Origin of the sequence: Frankia sp. Mgl5, assembly GCF_023242985.1 — a bacterium.
Lineage (GTDB): Bacteria > Actinomycetota > Actinomycetes > Frankiales > Frankiaceae > Parafrankia > Parafrankia soli.
The window spans coordinates 1-250 of sequence record NZ_JALKFY010000248.1; the positions used below are offsets into that span (position 1 = coordinate 1).

Below are 250 nucleotides of genomic sequence, written 5' to 3' on the forward strand. Positions count from 1 at the left end.
GGAGAGATTACCCCTGATGAACCGACGCTTGTCCGTGTCCACTCGGAATGTTTGACCGGCGATGTGTTCGGCTCACTGCGCTGCGATTGCGGTCCACAGCTGCATGCAGCTCTTGCGAAGATCGAACAGGCGGGAAAAGGGATCCTGCTATACATGCGTCAAGAAGGTCGGGGGATCGGCCTGATTAACAAGCTGCGTGCGTACAAGCTGCAGGAAGAGGGACTTGATACGGTAGAGGCGAACGAGAAGC

At 56.4% G+C, this 250-nt stretch carries 1 pseudogene; it reads left to right on the top strand.

Going from position 1 to position 250, the window contains the following annotated elements:
• A pseudogene (locus MXD62_RS09215) lies at nucleotides 1–250 on the top strand (bifunctional 3,4-dihydroxy-2-butanone-4-phosphate synthase/GTP cyclohydrolase II); the annotation flags it as partial.